This window comes from Aeromicrobium fastidiosum (assembly GCF_017876595.1).
In the GTDB taxonomy this organism is placed as follows: Bacteria; Actinomycetota; Actinomycetes; order Propionibacteriales; family Nocardioidaceae; genus Aeromicrobium; species Aeromicrobium fastidiosum.
The window spans coordinates 1,923,956-1,940,606 of the sequence record NZ_JAGIOG010000001.1 but is presented as its reverse complement, the minus strand read 5'-3'; the positions used below and the strand labels follow the sequence as shown (position 1 = coordinate 1,940,606).

Sequence of the window (16,651 nt, the reverse complement as noted above, 5' to 3'; positions counted from 1 at the left end):
TGGCTCACCGGAGCCATCCGTCTCACTTCACTGCTGGGTCGGGATCAGTGGTTGTGACCCGCGTGCGCGTCATCGGCCTCTTCGGCCGGCTTCTCGACGATCAGCGTCTCGGTCGTGAGCAGCATCGCGGTGATCGACGCGGCGTTGGCGAGCGCGGAACGCGTCACCTTGACCGGGTCGAGGACGCCCTGGGCGACCAGGTCGCCGTACTCGCCCGTGGCCGCGTTGTAGCCCTCGCCGCTCTCGCGGACCTTGTTGACGACGACCTCGCCGGAGACGCCGCCGTTGCGGGCGATCCACTCGAGCGGGGCGTCGGCGCCGAGGCGGACGATGCGGACACCGACGGCCTCGTCACCGGTCAGGCCGAGGTTGCCCTCGAGCACCGAGACGGCGTGGACGAGGGCCGAGCCGCCGCCGGCGACGATGCCCTCCTCGATGGCCGCGCGGGTCGCCGAGACGGCGTCCTCGATGCGGTGCTTCTTCTCCTTGAGCTCGACCTCGGTGGCCGCGCCGACCTGGATGACGCAGACGCCGCCGGCCAGCTTGGCCAGCCGCTCCTGCAGCTTCTCGCGGTCCCAGTCGGAGTCGGTGTTCTCGATCTCGGCCTTGATCTGCGCGACGCGACCGTCGACGCCGGCCTTGTCGCCGCCGCCCTCGATGATCGTCGTGTCGTCCTTGGTGATGACGATGCGGCGAGCCGTGCCGAGCGCCTCGAGGCCGATCGTGTCGAGCTTGAGACCGACGTCGGGCGTCACGACCTCGGCGCCCGTGAGGGTCGCGATGTCCTGCAGCATGGCCTTGCGACGGTCACCGAAGGCGGGAGCCTTGACGGCGGCCGAGGTGAACGTGCCCTTGATCTTGTTGACGACCAGGGTCGAGAGCGCCTCGCCCTCGACGTCCTCGGCGATGATGAACAGCGGCTTGCCGGCCTGGACGACCTTCTCGAGGATCGGGAGCAGGTCGCTGACCGACGAGATCTTGCCCTGGTTGACCAGGATGTAGGGATCGTCGAGGACGACCTCCATGCGCTCGGTGTCGGTCACCATGTACGGCGACAGGTAGCCCTTGTCGAACTGCATGCCCTCGGTGAACTCGAGCTCGGTGCCCATGGTGTTGGACTCCTCGACCGTGATCACGCCGTCCTTGCCGACCTTGTCGAAGGCCTCGGCGATGAGCTCGCCGATGTGGGCGTCACGCGACGACACCGTGGCGACGTCGGTCATGTCCTTGATGTCGTCGACCTCGCGGGCGACGGAGTGCAGCTGCTCGACGACGGCCTTGACGGCGGCCTCGATGCCCTTCTTGAGGCCGACCGGGTTGGCACCGGCGGCGACGGCGCGCAGGCCCTCGTGGACCATGGCCTGGGCCAGCACCGTCGCGGTCGTCGTGCCGTCACCGGCGACGTCGTTGGTCTTGGTGGCGACTTCCTTGGCCAGCTGGGCGCCGAGGTTCTCGAACGGGTCGTCGAGCTCGATCTCGCGCGCGACGGTCACGCCGTCGTTGGTGATCGTGGGAGCGCCCCACTTCTTGTCGAGGACGACGTAGCGACCCTTGGGGCCGAGCGTCACCTTGACGGTGTTGGCGAGCTTGTCGACGCCGCGCTCGAGCGAGCGGCGCGCGTCCTCGTCGAATTCGAGAATCTTGGGCATGTCAGCCTCTTTCAAAAAATCTAATGGGGTGCGACTGGGGGGGGGAGCGTGAGAGCCCCGGCACCCCCACGAGAGGGGTGCCGGGGCGTCAGATCACGAAACGACAGCGAGGACGTCGCGCGCGGAGAGGATGAGGTACTCCTCGCCCGCGTACTTGACCTCGGTGCCGCCGTACTTGCTGAAGATGACCTTGTCGCCCTCGGCGACGTCCAGCGGGACGCGGTTGCCGTTGTCGTCGACCCGACCGGGGCCCACTGACACGACGATGCCTTCCTGCGGCTTCTCCTTGGCGGTGTCCGGGATGACGAGTCCGGATGCGGTGGTCTGCTCTGCTTCGACGACCTGGATGACCAGGCGGTCTTCGAGCGGCTTGATGGTGACCGACACGTGTCGACCTCCCCTTTCAACGGGTGAACGTTGGACGGTGGTGAGGACGCCGTCGCGGGGGTCGTTCTCACCGGATCTTTAGCACTCTCAGGAGGAGAGTGCCAATACGAAACGTAGCACGAGGCTGGCACTCGACCCAAGGGAGTGCCAGAGGTTTTCGCGCTCGGCGAACGACCTGCGACCGACACGGCACACTTCTCCCCATGGACCTGGCGACGTTCGAGCGACTGTTGGCACCCGAGGGGCAGGAGCTGCTGTCCGAGGTGGCCGCCCGGGCGGGCGTCGAGAGCGACCTCGGGCTCGGCACGCGACTGCGCAAGAAGCACGCGCCCGACCTGGTTGCGGCAGCCGTGACCCAGAACCACCTGCGCGGCAAGGCCGCCGCCAAGTTCGGTGCCGACGCGCCGAAGATGTACTTCACGCACGACGCGCTCGAGCAGTCCACGCGCCTGCGCGTCGCGGCCCACCGCGCCGAGCGCCTCGCCGCGACCGGATCGACGTCCGTCGTCGACCTCGGCTGCGGCATCGGCGGCGACCTCGTGGCACTGGCCCGCGCCGGCCTCGACGTCCGCGGGGTCGAGCGCGATCCCGTCCGGGCGGCGATCGCGTCGGCCAACCTGCGCGCGCTCGGCCTGGGCGGCGAGGTGCAGTGCGCCGACGCCCAGCAGGTCGAGATCGGACGCGACGAGGTCGCCTTCATCGACCCGGCACGCCGCGACGCCCGGGGGCGAACGTTCTCGACGGCCGACCTGCAGCCACCGTGGGAGTGGGTCCGCCACCTGCTCGCGGGGCGCGCGGTCGCCAAGGTCATGCCCGGCCTGGCACATGACGCGGTGCCCGGTGGCGTCGAGGCCGAGTGGGTCAGCGACGGCGGCGACCTCGTCGAGGCGTGCCTGTGGGGGGCACCCTTCGCCTCGACCCGCCGGCGCGCCACGGCGCTCCCGTCCGGGGCCGGGCTGTCCGCCGACGACACCCCGGCGGCCGTGGCCGTGGCTGACGTCGGCACCTACCTCTACGAGCCCGACGACGCGGTCATCCGGGCCGGGCTCGTCAGCGAGCTCGCGACCACGATGGGCGGCTGGCTACCCGACTCCCACATCGCCTACATCAGCTCCTACCGGGCCGAGACGACACCGCTGGCGCGGGGGTTCCGCGTCGTCGACGAGCTGCCGTTCCGCGAGAAGCCGCTCAAGGCCGCGCTGCAGGTGCGGCGCGTCGGCACGGTGACGATCAAGAAGCGCGGGGTCGACATCGTGCCCGAGGAGCTCGTGCGACGCATGAAGCTCAAGGGCCCGCAGAAGGCGCTGATCGTCATGACCCGGGTGCAGGGCCAGGGGCGGGCCTTCCTCGTGGAGCGCCTCTGACCCGCCACCCGCCGGCGGATCCGCGAGTGCTGGGTTCTGGACGTTCTGAGACGGCGCGTCTGTCCACTGTGCACCGCTCGCACCCCTGAACGCACCATTCGAGCGCCGGCCTCCCTAGGCTGGACCGGTGCGCATCGACCTCAACGCCGACCTCGGGGAGTCGTGGGACGGCTGGCGCTCGGGCGACGACCGGCTGCTGCTCGACGTCGTGACGTCGGCCAACGTCTGCTGCGGTGCCTATGCGGGCGACATCGACCTGATGCGCGAGACCTGCGCGGCTGCGGTCGGGCGCGGCACCGCGATCGGCGCACAGGTGGGCTACCCCGATCGGGAGGGGTTCGGCCGGATGTTCGTCGACATGGCACCCGCCGACCTCACCCGTGAGGTCGTCCGCCAGGTCGAGCTGCTCGACGAGGTCGCCGCGTCGGTCGGCGCGACCGTCACGTACGTCAAGCCGCACGGGGCGCTCTACAACGCGATCGTCGACCACGAGCAGCAGGCCGCGGCCGTCGTCGACGCCGTGCTGGCGCTCGACCGGCCGTTGCCACTGCTCGGCCTGCCCGGTTCCCGGGTGCTCGAGCTCGCAACGGCGGCGGGACTGCCGGTCGTCCGCGAAGGATTCGCCGACCGCGCGTACACCGCCGACGGACGGCTCGTGCCACGCAGCGAGCCCGGTGCCGTCCTGTCCGGGCCCGACCACGTCGCAGCACAGGCGGTGAGCCTGCTGGGCACGGTCGGGTCGATCTGCGTCCACAGCGACTCCCCCGGGGCCCTCGCGCTGGCCCGGGCCGTGCGGTCCGCGCTCGAGCGCGCAGGCGCGACGCTGACGAGCGCGTCGTGAACATCCTCCCGTGCGGCGACCGCGCCGTGCTGATCGAGTGCGACACCCTGCACGAGGCGCAGACGTGGTTCGCCGCGCTGCGCGAGCACGCCGAGGTCGTGCTCGGTGCGCGCACGGTTCTCGTGCGCGGCGACCTGCGAGCCTCCCGCGAGCTGATCGACCGCACCGATCCGTCCGCGTCGCCGGTCGACACCGGCCACGTCGTCGAGATCTCCGTGACGTACGACGGTGCCGATCTCGCCGAGGTGGCCGACCTCACGGGGCTGACGGCCGACGGCGTCGTGGAGGCCCACACCGGCACCGCGTGGACCGTCGCGTTCGGCGGGTTCGCGCCCGGCTTCGCCTATCTCGTCGGCGGCGACCCGCGCCTGCACGTGCCTCGTCGGTCGTCGCCGCGGACCCGTGTTCCGGCCGGGTCGGTGGGCCTCGCGGGAGAGTTCAGCGGCGTCTACCCGCGCGAGTCGCCGGGAGGTTGGCAGCTCATCGGTCGGACGACCCTGCGGATGTGGGACGTCGACCGCGAGCCACCGGCGCTGCTCGTCGCCGGCACCACCGTCCGGTTCGTGGCCCGATGACCTTCATCGTCGAGCGGGCCGGTATCGGTTCGAGCCTGCAGGACCGCGGACGTCCCGGCAGCGGCCACCTCGGCGTCGGCCCGTCGGGGGCGTTCGACCGCGATGCGCTCCGGCAGGTCAACGCGCTGCTGGGCAATGCGCCCGGCGATGCGGCGGTCGAGACCTACGGCGACCTGACGCTGCTGGCCGGGGCACCGCACGTCATCGCCGTGACCGGTGGCGTCGGCACCGTGACGATCGACGGGCGATCGGTGCCCCATGGGCGAGCCGTGCCGATCGCGGCAGGTCAGCGGCTCGCGATCGGACTGGCCACGACAGGCATGCGCGTCTACCTCGGCGTTTCAGGCGGGTTCGCCGCGCGCGCCGAGCTGGGGTCGCTGTCGTCCGACACGCTCAGCGGGCTGGGCCCACCTCCACTTGCCGTCGGCCAGAGCGTGATGACGGGTGCCGGCCGCGCGATCCCGGCGCTCGACGACATCCCGCCGCTCATCCGGACCGGCGGCGTCGACGTCGACGTGGTGCTGGGTCCCCGCGACGACTGGTTCACCGACGAGTCCGTCCGTCGGCTGCTCGACACGGCCTGGACGCTGTCGGCCGCGTCCGACCGCATCGGCCTGCGGCTCGACGGCCCCGCGCTCGAACGGAGCGTCGTCGTCGAGCTGCCCAGCGAACCGGTCGTGCGCGGCGGCATCCAGGTCACGCCGGCGGGCCAGCCCGTCGTCTTCGGGCCCGACCATCCCGTGACGGGGGGCTATCCCGTCATCGCGGTCGTCGTCGACTCCCACACCGACCGGCTGGCCCAGGTGCGGCCCGGCGACTCCGTGCGGCTGCACCGGCGCACCTGACCTCGTCCTGCCGCGACGCGAGTGGCGCAAACCGGTACCCGAGGGGCGCAGATTCGCGCAACACGCCGTCCCAGAAACGCGAGACTGCGCCACTCGCGAGCCCGCGGGGGCGGGGTCAACAGCGGGTGGGCGGCGGGAGGCCGATGTCGACCGGCAGCTTGCCGAGCGCGCGGGCCTTGCCCATCAGGACGGCGACGAGCGCCCGCATGGCCGGGACGTCGCTGCCGTACAGCGCGACCTTGGTGGGCGCGGAGCTGCGGGCCAGCCCGTACGGCGTGTCGGTCGAGACGACGACGTCCGCGCTCGCGGCGGGGACACCCGGCCCCAGCAGCGCCACCGACGTCCCGCCGCCGAGCGGCAGGCCCGCCTCCTGTGCGGCGGTGCGGAACGCGGCGACGGCGTCCGACGAGCCCGTCGGGCTGACCGAGGTGATGCGCGGCACGGGGCACGGGTGCGCGACGACCGTCGCGGCCATCGCGCTGAGCTGCTGCGACTGCTCGGTGTGGCTGCCGGGGTCGCCGGGCAGCTCGCGGGATGCCTCGGAGTGCAGCAGGTAGGCGATCGTGCGCGCCGCCGAGTCGCGCGCCTGCTGCTCGGGGATCTCGCCGGACTTGAGCGCTGCGAGCACCGCGTCGTACGCCTGGTCGTTGTCGGCCGGCATCAGCGCGAGGTCGCTGCCGGCCTTGATCGCCTCGACCGTCGAGTCACCGCCCGGGTAGCGCTGCATCACCGCGCCCATGCCGAGCGAGTCGCTGATGACCAGGCCGTCATAGCCGAGGTTCTTGCGCAGCCCCGTCGTGATGACCTTGCGCGACATCGACGCCGGGACGCCCTTGTCGATCGCGGAGACGTCGAGGTGGCCCGTCATGATGCCGGGTGCCGAGTCGGCGATCGCGGCCTCGAAGGGCAAGAGGTCGTGCGAACGCAGCCGCTCCCGGTCGCTGTCGAGCACCGGCAGGCCCTTGTGGCTGTCGGTCGAGACGTTGTGTCCCGGGAAGTGCTTGACCGCCGAGATCAGACCCGCCTGGGAGTAGCCGTCGATCGCGGCGACGACGGCCTGCGCGACGATGTCGGCGTCCGAGCTGGCCGACCGGCTGCCGATGATGGGATCGGCCGGACCGATCGTGATGTCGCCGTCGGGCGCGAAGACCGTGTTGTAACCGGCCGTCCGGAGCTCGGCCCCTGACGCCTTGGTGGCCGCCGTGACCGCGGCAGCGCCCTCGTCGCCGTGGCCGGCGATCGCGGCACCCGCCGACATGAACGTCGGGAACGTCGTCAGGGGGTCGGTGAGCCGGGCGACGAGCCCGCCCTCCTGGTCGATCGGCACCATGACCGGGAAGCCGCGATCGCCGCCGGCCTCCTGCAGCTGCTGGTTGAACGCCTTGACGTCGGTGAGCGGGTCGTCGGTCGTGACGTCGAGGATCTGCTGTCCCGTGACCATGACGCCGGCGAAGTGCTTGTCGCGCACGAGAGCCAGCGACTGCTCGTTCGAGAAGCTGCGGGCGATGATCAGCTGCCCTGCGAGGTCCTCGAGCGGGAGGGCATCGGCCAGCACCGCCGCCTGGGTGCGCTCGGACTTGGTGGGCCCCCACCCGCTCGGCTCCTTCGCCTCGGCCCGCGAGGTCGTGCTGCGGTCTGCCGCGGACGGGGTACCCGCACCGTCGCCGTCAGGAGCGAGACGGGTCCACCAGCCAGCGGCACCCACGAGCACGAGCACGGTGAGGACGGCGGTCGCGGCGGTGCGCGATCGGGATCGGGATCGATGCTGCGTGCGGGCCATGACTACGCGGCCACGACCTGCGTCACGGGCATGCCGGAGTCGGCGGGCAGGTCGAGCGACGACGGCGCGACGCCGCGGCGGACGACCTCGGCCCCCAGCGCGGCGACCATCGCCCCGTTGTCGGTGCACAGCCCGAGTCGGGGGATGCGCACCTCGATGCCGGCCTTGGCCGCCCGCTCCATGGCGAAGTGGCGCAGTCGCGCGTTGGCGGCCACCCCTCCCCCGATGATCAGGGTGTCGACGTCGTGGTCGCGGCACGCGGCGATGGCCTTCTTGGTCAGCACGTCGCACACGGCGTCCTGGAACGACGCGGCCACGTCGGCGACGTCGAACGTGCGCCCCATGCGCTGCTCGTGCTGCACGTGACGCGCCACGGCGCTCTTGAGCCCCGAGAAGGAGAAGTCGTAGCGGTGCTTCTCGACGTCGCGCCCTGTCGTGAGTCCGCGCGGGAACGCGATCGCCGACGGGTCGCCGTCGCGGGCCACCCGGTCGATGTGGGGACCGCCCGGGTAGGGCAGGTCGAGCAGGCGGGCGACCTTGTCGAAGGCCTCGCCCGCGGCGTCGTCGATCGTCTGGCCGAGCAGCGTGATGTCGGTGACGATGTCGTCGACCAGCAGCAGCTCGGTGTGGCCTCCGCTGACCAGCAGCGCGGCGACGCGCTCGCCGAAGCGTCCGTGCTCGAGCTGGTCGACCGCGACGTGCGCCGCGAGGTGGTTGACGCCGTAGAGCGGCTTGTCGTGGGCCAGCGCGAGGGCCTTGGCGGCGGCGACGCCGACCAGCAGCGCGCCGGTGAGCCCGGGACCGCTGGTCACGGCGATCGCGTCGACGTCCTGCACGCGGATGCCCGACTCGGCGTACGCCTGCTCGAGCGTCGGCACCATCGCCTCGAGGTGCGCGCGGCTGGCGACCTCGGGCACGACGCCGCCGAAACGGACGTGCTGCTCCATGCTCGAGCTGAGCGCGTGCGCCAGCAGCTCGGTGCCCCGGACGATGCCGACACCGGTCTCGTCGCAGGACGACTCGATGCCCATCACCAGCGGTTCACTCACGTCGTCATTGTGCCATCGTGGTCGGCATGGCACGCACGGACGACATCCCCGAGGCCTACGACGAGCGGAGCGTGCTGCTGCAGATGCTGCACTACGCGCAGGACACCGCGGTCATGAAGGTCAGCGGGCTCAGCCAGGAGCTGGCCCGCAGGGCACCCCTCGAGACCTCACCGCTGATGAGCCCGGCCAACATCCTCAACCACCTGCGCTGGGTCGAGCGATCGTGGGTCGACACCGATCTGTTCGGCGGACCGGACGAGGCCCCATGGACCGCGGAGCACCCGGACGGCGAGATGGAGGAGGGCTCGACGCTGCCGTTCGACGAGGTCGTCGCGCTGTACGAGGAGCAGACCGCCCGCACACGAGCGGTCTTCGCCGAGGTCGACCTCGACATGGTGCGCCGCAACGAGATGCGTCCGCAGCCGGTGACGGCCCGGTGGATCCTGGTCCATCTCGTCGAGGAGACCGCACGCCACAACGGCCACCTCGACATCCTGCGCGAGCTGGCCGACGGCACGAAGGGCGACTAGACCCCTGCGCGATCTGTGACGCCCAAGGCGTCATCCGACGGCCGCGAGGCCGTGAGCGTCACAGATCGCGGGCCCGCTACTCCGAGAGGGTGACCTGGCTCTTGTCGAACGCGACGTAGCCGCTGTAGTCCTGGCCGACCCGGTCGAATGACGACGGGATGGGCTCGGGGTACGACCAGCCGCCGTCCTTGGCGACGTCGTCGCCGGTGCCGACGTGGAAGTACTGCGCATCGCCCTTCCAGGGGCAGTGGTACGCGGTGGGGCTCTTCTCGAAGGCCCCCTCGACCAGGCTCGACGGCGGGAAGTAGTAGTTGCCCTCGATCGTGACGAGCTCGTCGGTGGACGCCTCGGCGACGACGGTGGATCCGATGACTGCCTTCACGGCTTCTCCTTCTTCGCGGCGCGCCGGGCGGCGCGGGCCGCATATTCCTCTTCGTCGAGTCTGGCAGCCTCCGCCAATGTCGGCGCGGTGCCGCCGTGCCGCGCCGGGGCCCACCACTGGCCCTCGGGACGGATCGGGTACTCCGCGATCGCGTGGTCGAGCAGCGCCGACATCGCATCGCGCAGCACGACCGTCTCGGCGACGGGGTCGTCACCCGTCACCGCGATCGGCGCACCGACGTGCAGGCCGATCGTCTTGCCACGGCCCTTCAGATCGGACTCGTGGTCCTTGGTCTTGAGCAGCTGCGTGCCCCACGTGACCATCGGGATGAGCGGCACGCCGGCCTCGGCGGCCATCCGGACCGCGCCCGTCTTGAGCTCCTTGATCTCGAACGACCGGCTGATCGTGGCCTCCGGGAAGATGCCGACGATCTCGCCGTCGCGGGCGTACCGCACCGCGTCGTCGTACGACTGCTGACCGTTGTCGCGGTCGACGGAGATGTGGTGGAACGAGCGCATGATGGGCCCGGAGATGCGGTGGTCGAAGGCGTCCTTCTTGGCCATGAACCGCACCAGGCGGCCGCTCGGCTGGGCCGCGAGCCCGTCGAAGATGAAGTCGACGTAGCTGATGTGGTTGGCGGCCAGGATGGCCCCACCCTCGCGCGGGACGTGCTCGGTGCCCGAGGTCTGGAACGACATCCCCAGGACCTTGAAGAGGGTCTTGGCGGTGACGATCGTGGCCGGATAGGTGTAGTCGCGCATCCGGCCAGACTAGGGCACGGGCACGTCTACTCGTCCTCGACGATGTGGACCGCAGCCTCCTCGGCGCTGGCCGCGGCACCGTCGATGCCGACGTCCTCGCCGACGAGGTCCTTCTCGGTGTCCTCGCCGATGCCGCCGTCGGGGTCGACCAGCCGGCCGGCCCGCTGCGCGCCGACCTCGCCGTCGTCGAGCACCTCGTCCTCGGGTGCGTACGGGTCGGGCTCCGGCTCCTCCTGGCGCAGGCGCTCGTCGAGCGACTCGCCCTGGAGCGCCTCCTCGGCCGTCGTGCCGAAGCCCTCGCCGCGGTAGCTCTCCGGCGGGGAGTAGCCCGAGTCGAGCGTCGCGTCGGGGTCGTCGAAGATCGCGTCCTGGTCGGGGCCTTGATCGTCCTCGGGGAAGGTGTCAGGTGTCTCGGTCATGCTTCCAGCCTCGCACGCCGTCACCGAGACGCACGGCGGGCGTCGTCACCGCCACTCCTGGATGTCGAGCTGCATGACGAGCGCGTCGACGCCACCGGCGTAGTAGCCGCGGCGGGTCGCGATCGTGTCGAAGCCGTGAGCCTCGTAGAGGCCGATCGCGGGGACGTTGTCGGCGGCCACCTCGAGCAGCATCCGCTCGGCGTCGAGATCGCGTGCCAGGTCGACCAGGTCGACCAGCAGCCCCGCGGCGAGGCCCTGCCCGCGCGAGCCCGGCAGCACCGCGATGCGGTCGAGGTCTGCCACGTCGCCGGCCACCGAGATCGCGCCGTACGCCACGACGTCGTCGGCGACGAGCACGACATGGCGCTCGCCCCGTACCTCGTCGGCCACGAGCGACGCGCTCCACGCCGACGAACCGAAGCACGCCGTCTCGATGGCCGCGATGGCATCGATGTCGTCGAGCGTCGCGCGGCGGCTCATGCGCGCTTCGACGAGACCTGCGGGACGGCGTCGGGACGGCGCAGGTAGAGCGGCTCGAGCGGCAGCTCGGCGGCCCTGCCCGAGACCACGAGCCGGGCCAGCGACGACGCCCGCGGCGCGCCAACGGCCCCCGCCGCGCGCAGCACGCCGTCGTAGAGGTGCGCGCCCTGGCCGAAGGCCGGCAGGTCGGGATGCTGGGCCGCGAGATCGGCGGGCTTGAGCACGTGCGGTCCGTCGAGACGGACGCCGTCGGCGCCGTAGCGCGCCCAGTAGACCTCCTTGCGGCGCGCGTCGGTCGCGACGAGGAACTCGCCCTCGACCTGCACGTCAGCGGCAACGATGTCGAGGGAGCACACGCCGTGCGTCGCGATCCCGAGCGTCGACCCCAGGGTCAGGGCCGTGACGACGCCGACGCGTAGCCCCGTGAAGGGTCCCGGGCCCACGCCGACCGCGACGTCGGTGAGGTCGGCCATGGCCGCCCCGGCCTGCGCCATGGCGTCGCGGATCGCAGGTGCCAGCAGCTCGCCGTGGGCCATGGCGCCTTCGCCCGACGCCTCGCCGACGACCCGCCCCCCGTCGTGGACGGCGACGGTGATGACGGGCGTGGCGGTGTCGAACGCGAGCAGGAGCACGGACGCAGCCTACGAGTCGTGCCCCGACGACCCCAAGAGAGTCGACCGGAGAGGGACGCCGACCCAGCGGGGACCGTGCGGCTTGATCGTCACGACGCGGGGATCGACCTCGTCGGGCACGTCGCCGACCTCGCCGTCGTGGGGGGTGCCCAGGGGGTCGACGGGCCGGGGCCCGCGCACCTCGATGCGCAGGTGCAGCCAGCTGTCGCTGAGCTGCTCGGCCATGCCGTCGCCCCACTCCACGACCGTCACGGCGGAGTCGGTCGTGGAGTCGAGGTCGAGGTCGTCGATCTCGCCGAGGTGGCCGAGCCGGTAGGCGTCGACGTGCACCAGCGGGGTGCCGCCGACCAGCGAGGGGTGCGTGCGGGCCAGCACGAACGTCGGGGACGTGATCGGCCCCCGCACGCCCAGCGCCTCGCCGAGCCCCTGCGTGAACGTCGTCTTGCCGGCGCCCAGGTCGCCCGACAGCACCAGCAGGTCTCCGGCGCGCAGTAACGGGGCCAGGCGCGTTGCCAAGGCCTGCATCTCCTCGGGCGTGGGCACCTCGCGGGCCAGCCACAGCGTCTTGCCGAACTCGATGAATGCCCCGTCGCGCCCGACTGGCTCGTACAGGCGGCGCGACCAGAACTGCACGGTGTCGGGCAGCTCCTCGCGCACGTCGAGCCAGATGCCGTCCTTGCCCCGTTCCTCGGCGGTGTCCTCGGCGACACCGACCATCGCCGAGGCGACGCCACGGGCCTGGATGTCGGGGTCGACGCACACCCGTCGCAGGCCCAGCTGGCCCGGGCGCGACTCGTCGAACAGCATCGCCCCCATCGGAAGGCCGCGGCGCTCGACCAGCAGCCCACCGGCCGTGCGGAGCGTCTCGGCGACCGACTCGACGGTCTCGTCGAGCGCCGTGGTCGGCGGGTCGAGCACGGGCCGCGCGCCGAACGAGCGGTGGATGATGTCGACGATGACCGCCGCGTGCTCCGGTCCGGCGTTGATGACGTTGAGTGCGTTGGACGTCATGCCATCTCCTCCCGCACACCGTCGACGACGTCCTCGATGACCTTCGTGACGGCCTCGTGCTCCTCGAACATCAGCATGTGCCCGACGTCGTCGAGCACGACCAGCTCGGCACCGGGGATCGCCGTGGCCAGGCGACGGGCGTGCTTGACGGGTGTCAGCAGGTCGGCCGTGCCGCCGACGACCGTCGTGCGGGCCCGCCCGATCGCCTCGAGCCCGGCCGCCAGGTCGAGCCCGACGAAGTTGGGGTAGAAGTCCATCAGGACGTACGTGGGCGCCTCGAGGATCATCTCGTTGGCCATGTCGACGTGACGCTCGGCGGCACCCGGCCCGAGACCCCACCGCCGGATCACCGAGTAGCTGTTGAACCGGCGTCCCCAGTCGAGCAACGGGGTGCCCGCCCGCAGCAGCGGGATCAGGTAGCGCAGGCCTGGGCTGCTCCGCATGAGTCGTCCCGAGCTGGTGCCGAGCAGCACGACGCCCTTGACGCGTCCGCCGAAGAGCTCCGGCCGCGTGCCGGCGAGCTGCATGATCGCCATGCCGCCCATCGAGTGGCCGACCAGGATGATCGGGCCGCGTGGGACCAGCTGCTCGGTGACCGACACGGTGTCGTCGGCGAGATCGGCGAAGGTCGACCGCTTGGACGACGCCCGACCAGACCGCCCGTGCGAGCGCAGGTCGACGAACACCATCCGCACGGTGCCCCGCAGGGCCAACCGCTGGTAGTGCCAGACGTCGATGTTCTCGACCCAGCCGTGCAGGAACACGATCGTGGGGGTCTTGCGGTCGGCCTCGTCGACCTCGACGTGCAGCGGCACCCCGTCGCCGGCGACGACCGTGACGCCGTCGCTGCGCACCGAGCCGAACTCGACGTCCTCGCCGCGCCGCCGCCTGCGACCGCTGCGGACACGACCGTTGAGCAGCGTCGCCACGGTGCCGGCGGCGACGAACGCCCCCGCGGTCGTCACGATCCTCGCGCTCTTGCTCATGTCACGCCAATCCCTTGTACGTCCGCACGGTGCGGCCACCCACCCGGGTGACCACCTCGTAGGCGATCGTGCCCGATGCCGTCGCCCAGTCTTGCGCAGTGGGCTCGCCGTCGTGACCCGGGCCGAACAGCGTTGCTACGTCGCCCCGCGTCGCGGTGCCGTCTCCGAGGTCGACGACGAGCTGGTCCATGCACACCCGTCCGACGAGCGGAACCCGCTCACCGCGCACCTGCAGCTCGGCCCGGTTGGACGCCGCGATCGCGATGCCGTCGCCGTAGCCCGTCGGCACCAGGGCCAGGGTCGTCGCGCGACCGGCGGTCCACTGGTGGCCGTACGAGACACCTGCGCCGGCGGGGACGCGCTTGACCTGCGCGATCCGCGCCCGCAGCGTCATGACCGGTGTCAGGACCGTCTCGTACGTCAGCGTGGGATCGGGCCGGATGCCGTAGGCCGCGATGCCGACCCGCACGAGGTCGAGGTGTGACGACGGACGCGTGAGCGTCGCGGCCGAGTTGGCCAGGTGCCGCAACCCCGGGTGCACGCCTGCCGCCGAGAGCTCGTCGACGGCGTCGCGGAAGACGTCCTGCTGGGCGTCGTTGGCCGGATGGTTCGGCTCGTCGGCGCATGCGAAGTGCGACCAGGTGCCGGTGATCTCGACGTGACCGGCCGCCTGCTCCGCCGCGGCGGCGGCGACCAGCTCGGTCCACTGGGGGCCGCGCGCACCGTTGCGCGACAGCCCCGTGTCGACCTTGAGCTGCACCCGCGGGCGATCGGAGGCACCGCGGCTGGCGTCGGCGATCTCGCGCAGCTGCTCGGCCGACGACGCCGTCAGCTCGACCCCTGCCTCGACCGCCGCGCCGAACGACGCGCCGGGGCTCGCGAGCCAGCACAGCAGCGCGCCTGTGTCGCCGGCCGCCCGCAGCTCGAGCGCCTCGTCGACCGTCGCGACTCCCAGCCACGGCGACCCGGCTGCCCGCGCGGCCCGCGCCATCGGGATCATGCCGTGCCCGTACGCATTGGCCTTGAGGACCGTCATGAGCGCCGAGGTGGGCGCGCACGCGGCCAGCGCGGCGATGTTCGCGGCGAAGGCCTCGAGGTCGATGACGGCCTCGATCTGCGGGGGTGAGGTCACCTCAGCCCCTCCAGTCGCGGACGTCGCCGAGCTGTCCGTCGTGGAACGCCGCCAGCGTGCCGGGCAGCGCCTCGGCGACCGCGGACGCCGTCACGGGTCCCCCGCGGTTGGCCCGCACGCTGGCGGCACCGTGCAGGAAGGCCGCGAGCGATCCCGCGTCGTGCGGATCGGCACCCGAGGCCAGCAGCGACCCCGCGAGCCCGGCCAGGACGTCGCCGGAGCCGGCCGTGCCAAGCCACGGCGACCCCGTCAGGTTGACGCGGGTGGTGCGGCCGGGCGTCGCGACGAGCGTGCGGGATCCCTTGAGCAGCACCGTGCAGCGCCACCGTCGCGCCGCCTCGGCGACGTGGACGAGCGGCTCGGCCTCGACCTCGTCGCGGCGCACGTCGAGCATCTCGGCCAGCTCTCCGGCATGGGGCGTCAGCAGCACCGGGACGTCGAACGAGTCGGGCAGGTGCTGCAGCGCACTGGCGTCGACGACCAGCGCGACCCCGTCGTCGAGCGCGGTGGCGAGCTGGTCGCCGGCGTCGTCGCCGCTGCCGGGGCCGACGACCCAGGCCTGGACACGTCCCGTGCCGGCGACGACCTCGGGGGCCCGGTCGACGACCCGGCGGCTGAGCTCGGGGTCGCCGACGAAGCGCACCATGCCGGCCATCCCCGTGAGCGCTCCCGACACGCACAGGTGGGCCGCGCCCGCGTACTGCGACGATCCCGCCGCGATGCCGACGACGCCGCGGGAGTACTTGTGACTCGTGGGGGCCCGCAGCCAGTCGAACGTCTCGACCAGCAGGTGCCCGTCGGACGGCTCGATCGCCTCGATGCTCGGGGCGGGGAGGTGCGGGGCCAGGCCGATGTCGACGAGCCGGGCGATCGCGGTGTCGGCCCAGCCGGCGGCGCCGGCGGCCGGGCTGACCAGCAGGCAGTTCTTGTAGGTGCCGAACGTGACGGTCGCATCGGCCATGACGTGCGCCGTGGCGGGCAGCGTCGCCCCGTCGACGTCGACGCCGGACGGCACGTCGACGGCCACGGTGCGGGGCCGGGTGCCGGCGATCCACTCCGACCACTCGGCCGCACGACCGACGAGGCCCGACCTCGCGCCGATGCCGAACATCGCGTCGAGGCAGTGGCGCTGCTGCGAGGGCCCGTCGACGATCTGCGCCCCGGCGAGCACCGCGGCCGCCAGCCCGTCGCCGTGCACCCGGTGCGGGTCGAGCAAGCACAGGTCGACGCGCACCCCGCGGTCGAGCAGGTGGGCCGCCGCGAACAGCGCGTCGCCGCCGTTGTTGCCCGGGCCCACCAGCACGAGCAGGACCTCGCCTGCCGGGACGTGGTCGAGTGCGTCGGCCAGGCCGCGTGCGGCGCGGCGCATGAGCTCGCCGGCCGGAAGGCCCGCCGCGAGCGACTCCTCGGCCGCCCGGACATCGGCGACCGTGTGGGCGGTCAGCACTCGGCCACCACGAATGCGGTCGCCACTATCGTGTCGTGCGAGATCGACAGGTGGATCGTCTCGATGCCGAGCGCCGCGACCCGTTCGGGCGCGGCACCGTGCAGCTCGAAGCGCGGGGCCCCCTGCCCGTCGTGGACGACCTCGAAGTCCTGCCACGAGAGGCCGGACGGCGCGCCCATCGCCTTGGCGAGCGCCTCCTTGGCCGCGAAGCGTCCCGCCAGCGACTCCAGCGGCAGCTCGGCCTCGGCGGGCGTGAACAGCCGTTGCCGCAGCGTAGGGGTGCGCTCGAGCGACGCCGCAAACCGCGAGAGGTCCACCACATCCACCCCGATCCCGACGATTGCCATGCCGCTCAGCCTATCGTCGCCCCGACCACTGGCC

At 72.1% G+C, this 16,651-nt stretch carries 19 protein-coding genes; 5 read left to right on the top strand and 14 right to left on the bottom strand.

Translation table 11 applies throughout. From position 1 onward, the window contains the following. Positions 1–44: 44 nt before the first annotated feature. Together groL and groES are read right to left on the bottom strand one after the other, a co-directional pair. Positions 45–1,649, bottom strand: a complete 1,605-nt coding sequence (gene groL / locus JOF40_RS09645; protein ID WP_129185708.1) for a chaperonin GroEL — start codon at positions 1,647–1,649, stop codon at positions 45–47. A gap of 93 nt (positions 1,650–1,742) precedes the next feature. After that, entirely contained in the window at positions 1,743–2,036 is a 294-nt protein-coding gene (gene groES / locus JOF40_RS09640) for a co-chaperone GroES (RefSeq protein WP_056606353.1), read from the bottom strand. A 203-nt stretch (positions 2,037–2,239) separates the two neighbouring features. On the opposite strand from groES, the gene JOF40_RS09635 reads away from it, so the two are divergent. The 4 genes from JOF40_RS09635 to JOF40_RS09620 all read left to right on the top strand — a co-directional run bounded on the left by JOF40_RS09635 (position 2,240) and on the right by JOF40_RS09620 (position 5,661). After that, entirely contained in the window at positions 2,240–3,400 is a 1,161-nt protein-coding gene (locus JOF40_RS09635) for a class I SAM-dependent methyltransferase (protein ID WP_129185707.1), read from the top strand. 127 nt (positions 3,401–3,527) lie between these two features. Then, complete coding sequence (locus JOF40_RS09630; RefSeq protein WP_129185706.1) at positions 3,528–4,241, top strand: LamB/YcsF family protein; 714 nt, start codon at positions 3,528–3,530, stop codon at positions 4,239–4,241. Further along, positions 4,238–4,816, top strand: coding sequence for a 5-oxoprolinase subunit B family protein (locus JOF40_RS09625; RefSeq protein WP_129185705.1), 579 nt, complete (start codon positions 4,238–4,240; stop codon positions 4,814–4,816). Before JOF40_RS09630 ends, JOF40_RS09625 begins: the two co-directional genes overlap by 4 nt. Next, positions 4,813–5,661 (top strand): 5-oxoprolinase subunit C family protein, encoded by an 849-nt coding sequence (locus tag JOF40_RS09620; protein WP_129185704.1) that lies wholly within the window; start codon positions 4,813–4,815, stop codon positions 5,659–5,661. The genes JOF40_RS09625 and JOF40_RS09620 overlap by 4 nt, the downstream gene beginning before the upstream one ends. 115 nt (positions 5,662–5,776) lie before the next feature. On the opposite strand, the gene JOF40_RS09615 is transcribed toward JOF40_RS09620, so the two are convergent. Further along, positions 5,777–7,441, bottom strand: coding sequence for a glycoside hydrolase family 3 protein (locus JOF40_RS09615; RefSeq protein ID WP_129185703.1), 1,665 nt, complete (start codon positions 7,439–7,441; stop codon positions 5,777–5,779). Between the two features lie 2 nt (positions 7,442–7,443). Further along, on the bottom strand, positions 7,444–8,490 hold the full coding sequence (gene tsaD / locus JOF40_RS09610) for a tRNA (adenosine(37)-N6)-threonylcarbamoyltransferase complex transferase subunit TsaD (RefSeq protein ID WP_246152888.1): 1,047 nt from the start codon (positions 8,488–8,490) through the stop codon (positions 7,444–7,446). A 26-nt stretch (positions 8,491–8,516) separates the two neighbouring features. On the opposite strand from tsaD, the gene JOF40_RS09605 reads away from it, so the two are divergent. Beyond that, positions 8,517–9,020 (top strand): DinB family protein, encoded by a 504-nt coding sequence (locus JOF40_RS09605; RefSeq protein WP_129185702.1) that lies wholly within the window; start codon positions 8,517–8,519, stop codon positions 9,018–9,020. 76 nt (positions 9,021–9,096) lie between these two features. Here JOF40_RS09605 and JOF40_RS09600 read toward each other — a convergent pair whose 3' ends face one another. Genes JOF40_RS09600 through JOF40_RS09555 form a run of 10 tightly spaced genes read right to left on the bottom strand, consistent with a single transcriptional unit; the run spans position 9,097 to position 16,617 of the window. After that, entirely contained in the window at positions 9,097–9,402 is a 306-nt protein-coding gene (locus JOF40_RS09600) for a DUF427 domain-containing protein (protein ID WP_129185701.1), read from the bottom strand. Next, positions 9,399–10,163 (bottom strand): lysophospholipid acyltransferase family protein, encoded by a 765-nt coding sequence (locus tag JOF40_RS09595; RefSeq protein WP_129185700.1) that lies wholly within the window; start codon positions 10,161–10,163, stop codon positions 9,399–9,401. The genes JOF40_RS09600 and JOF40_RS09595 overlap by 4 nt, the downstream gene beginning before the upstream one ends. A 26-nt stretch (positions 10,164–10,189) precedes the next feature. Continuing rightward, positions 10,190–10,582 (bottom strand): DUF5709 domain-containing protein, encoded by a 393-nt coding sequence (locus JOF40_RS09590; RefSeq protein ID WP_129185699.1) that lies wholly within the window; start codon positions 10,580–10,582, stop codon positions 10,190–10,192. Positions 10,583–10,627: 45 nt separating this feature from the next. After that, positions 10,628–11,062: a GNAT family N-acetyltransferase gene (locus tag JOF40_RS09585; RefSeq protein WP_129185698.1), complete on the bottom strand. Its 435-nt coding sequence runs from the start codon at positions 11,060–11,062 to the stop codon at positions 10,628–10,630. Then, on the bottom strand, positions 11,059–11,694 hold the full coding sequence (gene tsaB / locus JOF40_RS09580) for a tRNA (adenosine(37)-N6)-threonylcarbamoyltransferase complex dimerization subunit type 1 TsaB (protein WP_129185697.1): 636 nt from the start codon (positions 11,692–11,694) through the stop codon (positions 11,059–11,061). Before tsaB ends, JOF40_RS09585 begins: the two co-directional genes overlap by 4 nt. A 9-nt stretch (positions 11,695–11,703) precedes the next feature. Next, entirely contained in the window at positions 11,704–12,705 is a 1,002-nt protein-coding gene (gene tsaE, locus JOF40_RS09575) for a tRNA (adenosine(37)-N6)-threonylcarbamoyltransferase complex ATPase subunit type 1 TsaE (protein ID WP_129185696.1), read from the bottom strand. Beyond that, positions 12,702–13,691: an alpha/beta fold hydrolase gene (locus tag JOF40_RS09570; RefSeq protein WP_129185695.1), complete on the bottom strand. Its 990-nt coding sequence runs from the start codon at positions 13,689–13,691 to the stop codon at positions 12,702–12,704. The genes tsaE and JOF40_RS09570 overlap by 4 nt, the downstream gene beginning before the upstream one ends. A 1-nt stretch (position 13,692) precedes the next feature. After that, positions 13,693–14,823 (bottom strand): alanine racemase, encoded by a 1,131-nt coding sequence (gene alr, locus JOF40_RS09565; protein WP_129185694.1) that lies wholly within the window; start codon positions 14,821–14,823, stop codon positions 13,693–13,695. Between the two features lies 1 nt (position 14,824). Continuing rightward, on the bottom strand, positions 14,825–16,270 hold the full coding sequence (locus tag JOF40_RS09560) for a bifunctional ADP-dependent NAD(P)H-hydrate dehydratase/NAD(P)H-hydrate epimerase (protein ID WP_129185693.1): 1,446 nt from the start codon (positions 16,268–16,270) through the stop codon (positions 14,825–14,827). Beyond that, positions 16,264–16,617, bottom strand: a complete 354-nt coding sequence (locus JOF40_RS09555; protein WP_129185692.1) for a holo-ACP synthase — start codon at positions 16,615–16,617, stop codon at positions 16,264–16,266. Before JOF40_RS09555 ends, JOF40_RS09560 begins: the two co-directional genes overlap by 7 nt. Positions 16,618–16,651 lie beyond the last annotated feature (34 nt).

Coding starts and splice junctions, on each gene's coding strand:
- JOF40_RS09605 (WP_129185702.1), top strand. CDS start 8,517: ATGGCACGCACGGACGACATCCCCGAGGCCTACGACGAGCGGAGCGTG.
- JOF40_RS09615 (WP_129185703.1), bottom strand. CDS start 7,441: ATGGCCCGCACGCAGCATCGATCCCGATCCCGATCGCGCACCGCCGCG.
- JOF40_RS09595 (WP_129185700.1), bottom strand. CDS start 10,163: ATGCGCGACTACACCTATCCGGCCACGATCGTCACCGCCAAGACCCTC.
- JOF40_RS09555 (WP_129185692.1), bottom strand. CDS start 16,617: ATGGCAATCGTCGGGATCGGGGTGGATGTGGTGGACCTCTCGCGGTTT.
- JOF40_RS09585 (WP_129185698.1), bottom strand. CDS start 11,062: ATGAGCCGCCGCGCGACGCTCGACGACATCGATGCCATCGCGGCCATC.
- JOF40_RS09590 (WP_129185699.1), bottom strand. CDS start 10,582: ATGACCGAGACACCTGACACCTTCCCCGAGGACGATCAAGGCCCCGAC.
- JOF40_RS09635 (WP_129185707.1), top strand. CDS start 2,240: ATGGACCTGGCGACGTTCGAGCGACTGTTGGCACCCGAGGGGCAGGAG.
- JOF40_RS09620 (WP_129185704.1), top strand. CDS start 4,813: ATGACCTTCATCGTCGAGCGGGCCGGTATCGGTTCGAGCCTGCAGGAC.
- JOF40_RS09570 (WP_129185695.1), bottom strand. CDS start 13,691: ATGAGCAAGAGCGCGAGGATCGTGACGACCGCGGGGGCGTTCGTCGCC.
- tsaE (WP_129185696.1), bottom strand. CDS start 12,705: ATGACGTCCAACGCACTCAACGTCATCAACGCCGGACCGGAGCACGCG.
- groL (WP_129185708.1), bottom strand. CDS start 1,649: ATGCCCAAGATTCTCGAATTCGACGAGGACGCGCGCCGCTCGCTCGAG.